Raw genomic sequence first — 5596 nt, 5'->3', positions numbered from 1 at the left:
TTACTAAATATCATAAGGGAAGGCATTCCCTATTTCTATACAATTCAGAAATCTTTTATGCATTTACACAAGATATTTTACGCTCTCATTCGAGCCAAACTGGGTAGTAGTTCCACGCTTGACCTCACGGCTGATCGTACTAACGTTACGACCGAGTTTACGGGCTATCTGCCGGTAGGACCATCCAGCAGATAGCCAAGCCATGATTTGGCCACGTTCAAAAGATTGAAGTTGTTGGAAATGACGATGCATGGTATTCTGGTTGTGGGTCATGAAGACACTCCATTCTTGTATCAGTTGGTGATTTAAGAATAGGTCTTCACGACCTTTTTGGTCTAGTCTTTTAAGTGTTGCATTTCAATTTTAAATCCGGGTAATGATTTATTTGGTTATTACTTTAATAATTTTGGGCACGCTATCAAAACTTTTTGAACGTAGGCATCCGTGTTACAAAGAAAAAAATCATGTGACAACGGTGCCATGGTTACGCACATCACTTGCCGTCTTATCCACTGCAATGTTATTTGTCATATTACTAGTTAAAGATAGTAGCGTAGAATTTTTAACCTGCTACGCATTAATTGCAGCGCCTTACGTAATTTCAGCATACTTTTCAACACGTCGAAGGGCACATTTTTAAATTAGATGTTAAATAGGCGCATTCTGAGAACACTTTCGCTTTTTATGGTGGAGTGTTCTCTCTTTTCCAAGACGCTGCAATCTTCGAGCAATTAAGTTGGTGTTGATCTACAGTAATTTGAATATGACGAACAATAGCATCATTGATAGCCTGGTAGCTATCAATGATGCTATTGTTCTAGTAAGCGTTATTGATGTTAAGGTGTGAAGATTGAAGAGAAGTAATCTTTAACGACTGACTTTCGTAAATTCATATTTGTATGTAAGTATGAATTTACGAAAGTATATAAATATGAATATTACGACACGGGATAGAGAGTCTATGACGCTCGTAATCAAGAAGCATAGTGAAGATAGTAACTAGTGGTATCGAATCTAGTTATACAATTATAAATTCATATTTGTATAAACTATAAAATTATGATTTTTTTCGAGTTCTTTTCTTCTTTTCATCTTTCTCACGTAGTTGGGCTACCTTCATATCAAACATCTGTCGTTCGACCTGACTCATTTTATCAATTTGTGGCTGCATTTGATCTCCAAGTAACTCGTAGGTGTAACTAAATGCTGATTGATCAAGAAGTGCCATAAACTGATAATATTGTTCAGCCGGCAAAACTAAAGATTTTCGTTCACTCTTATTACCGAATCCTTGAGTGGACCTAGAGCTATTATTGGCTTCTATAGTTGGTTCAGGTCGGTAAAGGGTTTTTGGTTGCGGATCTGGTTTGTATGACTTATCGAGTAATCCTGATCCTTTTTTTAATGTATCTTTTTCAGAATTATCTTTTGTGAAAAAACCGGGTTTTTTTTGTCTTGATTCAGTCATCATTTGTCACTCTCCATTAAGTTCACGCGTTCAATGAATTCATTCGTCAGATTATCTAAGAATGAAGTAAAAATATCTTTGTCCCAGTAACTATCATTTCGTAGACCGTTTCGTGGTGCGGATTGTAGACGGCGCTTGTAAGGAACAATTGTCTTAAACATATTTTCTTTTCCAAAGAAGTTCACGGCATCTTGCATTACAGTTTCATCAATACTTCCGGATCGTTGCATTTGATTCGGTAGAATACCGAGTACATCAGTTGGCACGCCGAACTCGTTTACCTTCTCTGGCAGCTCGTCTGGATTGAAAATGAAGTTGTGGGCCCCGTCCAGAGAATCTGATTGAGTTTGAAAGGCGACAAGGACGTAATCACTCGCTCCTACAGCGGAGTCGGTATAATCGGAAGAGGTTGGTGGTGTATCAATGAAAATGAAGTCATAGGTTCCACGGCTTTTGAGAGGTTCAAGTAATTCTCTTAAAAAGAAGAGCTTTTTCGATTTAACTTCGTGGTAATTGGCGTCCCCCTCTTCGGCGACACCATACTGCTTGCTAAGATAATTTGTTAGATTCTTTAAATCATAATGGGCCGGAATAAGATCTAAATTTGGGAGTATGTTGACGACCAGATCGGTTAGATCGTGGTCTCGAATTCCGGCCATCATTGTTTTGTCTAAGACAAAAACTGAATCTGGTTCGTTATGTTCTTTTGTTACTACGAATGACTTCGTAGTATTGGACTGTGGATCTTCATCTACGACTAGCACATGATAGCCGTGGAGAGATAGGCTGTAGGCTAAGTAACGAGTGATTGTGCTCTTACCGGCGCCTCCCTTTTGATTTGCAACCGTAATTGTGAGGGGCCTTTTTAAATTTATTTTTTTCAATTTCTAAGCACCACGCTTTCATAAATATATGAATTTATAACAAGTTAAGCATAACCTGATTTGTTGTTTGTGTCAAGATTCCTATTTCCATTGACAATAACTGCTTTGAAAAGGCAATTAGTTCAATCATACATGCATGAATTCGAATATTTATAAATTCATTCATGTATGAATTTATAAATGGAAAGAAGAAACCTCTTTATTTTGAAGAGATAATGAGGTACACTTCTCTTATAAATAAGAAAAGCGCCAACCAACGGGAATTGGTCAGCACTCGACAAAATCTTTTTCATTCAACTAAGAAGATTATACCAGCAAATTGGTAAGATGTCGAGAATGGTGTGATTTCAAAACGGTAGGGGACAAGCTGCCGGGTAAAGACTAAGGGGACACGTGTGGTGAGCGACTTCTGTGCAAATTCACTGGATCTATTCACTTAGATCCGTAGGCGGTAATTTTAAAGTTTATTCGGGGGTAGTCGGACTACTTCCACCTTAAGCAACTTGGCATAACGCTAAGTTGCTTTTTTGTCTGCGCTTTTTCATTTTCTATGTATTTTCTATTAAGCTAACTTAGGTGTTTATTTTGAAAGGAGGTGAGCTCACCATGTACGATTTAAAGACGGTTCAGGCTGCACAAAGACTGGTATTACACGATTCACTACATACATATAAAGTTAAAAATAGTAGTTTTAATATTGCCGGACAAGTGATGGAAACCCCTACAAAGAAAGGGGCCATTGCGCTCTTCAGCAGTAAGGATTCCATGCAAAAAGCCCATGGTGTGGTTATCACCTCTTTTGAAGGCCTGGAGGCCATTGCTGATCGGATGACTCACTGGACACCTAACACCTTTAACTGGCTTGGCTATACGCAAAATCGGGCGAGTGTTCGGGGCCACCGGGAAAATAACCTCGCGCAAATTAATACCTTGGTCGTTGATATTGATTTTGCTGACGCGCAAGAACGCGATGCTCGGGAGCGGGAAGTTTTGGGTGCGGTCACGGTTGCCGACTTATTCATTCCCACGATGATTTTGCGGACTGCGAAGGGGTTCCATATCTACTACGTTTTTGATCAGCCTATGTTTTTACGGAAGAAGCGCGGCCAGTTTCCAGTTTTGAAAGCGGCCCAGAAAATGTCTAGTTTTGTGCGGCAGTGGATTCAACAACGGGTTACTGGGGTCGATGTGGGCTGCAATAATTTTGGCATTTTCCGAATTCCGCGTCAGGATAATCTGATTTTTTTTGATGCTAATATGTTGATCCAGGTGAGCGCTCTGATGAAGTGGTCACAGTATTATGCTGCTCAAGTTCCCGTCACGGACCAAATGGGAGATCAGGTGATTTCATTGTCTTCTGATGAGGGCCGTCAGGTTGATCAAGCTTGGTTTAAAGCGTTATTGAAAGTGACGACAGTCAAATCAGGCCATGGATTAGCCCGTCATAACACCGTTATGACGCTAGCTTTAGCGATGTATCAATCTAAAATTTCTCAGCAGCGTGCGAGAGACGTGCTTGACGTCTTTAATTCAAATTTACATGACCCACTGGTCGATCGCGAAGTTGTACAGTGCGTCAGAGACGCTTATTCAGGTGACTATCGGGGGGCCGCACTGAGTTATGTTCAAGGACTATTGGATCAATGGGTGCCTAATTTTTCAGGTAAAGTCGTTGTGGGGATTGGCTGGCATAAATTTGCTAAGCCACGTGCCGAACGACAATACAGCCATGCTAATGAATGGCGTAACGATGTGCTTGCGTTGATTAATCGAATGGGTGGTTCTGCTGCGTCGATTGCCATGTCAACGCGTCAAATTCAGGCTGAGTTAGGGATTTCTCCGGCGAGTTTGAATCGGGTTATGAAGCAATTACAAGCAACTTCGCAATTGAAGCGGGTGCAGCGTGGTAACCAGCCGACTTTATTGACGACGGTGACCATGTTATTTAAGTCGGCTATGGTGAGACGTCAGGCTCAAAGTCAAGCGTGGACGGGGTATTTAACGACACTAATGCCAACTGTAAGCACAAATAGTTATGAGCCAACAGTTCTCACTTCAACTGAGATGCAAGCGGTGAGTGGTGATTCAGCGCCACCGTGGGTAATGGAGACGAGGAGAAGAACCGGGTGAAAAGTGCTGCTATCAATTGCCCTAGGTATATATCTAGAATAGGCTTGTTGCTGTGTGAGGGTATTGCTACTTAGGTGGATGTAAGCTGATTCCTGAGACAGCTTCTAAGAACGTTTGAATCTTTGATGGGTAAGACAACTTGTTGCATAAGCTGTTAGTTCCTTTACTTTAAAATTAATTTAGTTGCAGAAAACCTAAAAATCGAATATTATAATGTAGTACGATGGTAAACTTAAGGGAGGCGGATTAGAATGAGTAATACTATTATTAAAAACAAGACAATTTCAACTCGTGTAACACCTGACATTAGTGAACGGGCTAAAGCTAATCTAGCAAAACAAGGGCTAACCGTTTCTGAGTATATACGCTTATCGTTAGTTAAAGCGGCCAATAATGAAGTTCGATTAGTCAGCTTTTTAGATTCTCCGGAAGCCTTAGCCGCTAAAAAAGAAGCAGAAACAGGGCAGGTCAAAAACATTGGTTCATTGACTGACTTTGAAGATTGGATCGATAAGTTAGATGCAAATTAAACAGACCAAATCTTTTGAACGTGAATTAAAAAAACTAGTCAAAAAACATTTCCCAATAACTGTCATGAAGCCTTGTTTAGAAGCAATTGTTGAACAAGATGTACTTGTTTTGAAACAGATTAAAGATCATGCATTAAAAGGAAATTGGCGTGGCTATCGTGAATTTCACCCTGCCAGATATGGAAACTATGGTAAAAATTATGACAACTGGATTGTTATTTATCAGCTAGATCATGATGAATTGATTTTGTTATTGGTTGCAACTGGCTCCCATGAAATCTTGAATCAATAGCTATAGTTTAGGGGCACTTATAAAAGAATAAATTAAAATAGCCCTCAATATCTATAATGTAGATATTGGGGGCTATTCTTTCAATGTTTTTGAGGGGTTATTTGTTAATTATAGCCCCTAAAATGCAACACATAGTTTTCTATGCTAGCTTCTCAATGTCCTATGTGTTTTTGTATCTTATCGGCCTGGCACAAGTTATATCTTTTTTATTTTATGGTAGATTGTAAAATTAATCCGAACGCTGTTCGGACAAAAAAGATCAGCTTCCTTTAAAATGGTGTTTACCACAAAC

The 5596-nt window shown here is 39.7% G+C and carries 5 protein-coding genes and 1 pseudogene; 3 read left to right on the top strand and 3 right to left on the bottom strand.

From position 1 onward, the window contains the following. Positions 1–87: 87 nt before the first annotated feature. The 3 genes and pseudogenes from EKM89_RS13370 to EKM89_RS13355 all read right to left on the bottom strand — a co-directional run. Positions 88–273, bottom strand: a pseudogene (locus tag EKM89_RS13370) (helix-turn-helix domain-containing protein); the annotation flags it as partial. Positions 274–1057: 784 nt separating this feature from the next. Beyond that, positions 1058–1471, bottom strand: coding sequence for a hypothetical protein (locus EKM89_RS13360; RefSeq protein WP_041095767.1), 414 nt, complete (start codon positions 1469–1471; stop codon positions 1058–1060). Further along, the gene (locus tag EKM89_RS13355; RefSeq protein ID WP_014216286.1) at positions 1468–2352 is read right to left on the bottom strand and encodes a ParA family protein; all 885 of its coding nucleotides are present in this window, start codon (positions 2350–2352) and stop codon (positions 1468–1470) included. Before EKM89_RS13355 ends, EKM89_RS13360 begins: the two co-directional genes overlap by 4 nt. Positions 2353–2958: 606 nt before the next feature. Between EKM89_RS13355 and EKM89_RS13350 the strand changes: the two genes are divergently transcribed. The 3 genes from EKM89_RS13350 (at position 2959) to EKM89_RS13340 (ending at position 5304) form a co-directional block, all read left to right on the top strand. After that, positions 2959–4482: a primase C-terminal domain-containing protein gene (locus EKM89_RS13350; protein WP_125689275.1), complete on the top strand. Its 1524-nt coding sequence runs from the start codon at positions 2959–2961 to the stop codon at positions 4480–4482. A gap of 251 nt (positions 4483–4733) precedes the next feature. Then, positions 4734–5012: a plasmid mobilization protein gene (locus EKM89_RS13345; RefSeq protein ID WP_003625288.1), complete on the top strand. Its 279-nt coding sequence runs from the start codon at positions 4734–4736 to the stop codon at positions 5010–5012. Next, entirely contained in the window at positions 5002–5304 is a 303-nt protein-coding gene (locus EKM89_RS13340; RefSeq protein ID WP_125689273.1) for a type II toxin-antitoxin system YafQ family toxin, read from the top strand. The genes EKM89_RS13345 and EKM89_RS13340 overlap by 11 nt, the downstream gene beginning before the upstream one ends. Positions 5305–5596: the final 292 nt, after the last annotated feature.

This window comes from Levilactobacillus fujinensis (genome assembly GCF_003946335.1).
Classification (GTDB): Bacteria; Bacillota; Bacilli; order Lactobacillales; family Lactobacillaceae; genus Levilactobacillus; species Levilactobacillus fujinensis.
The sequence above is the reverse complement of the archived record's forward strand: the minus strand, read 5'-3'. Positions and strand labels throughout refer to the sequence as shown.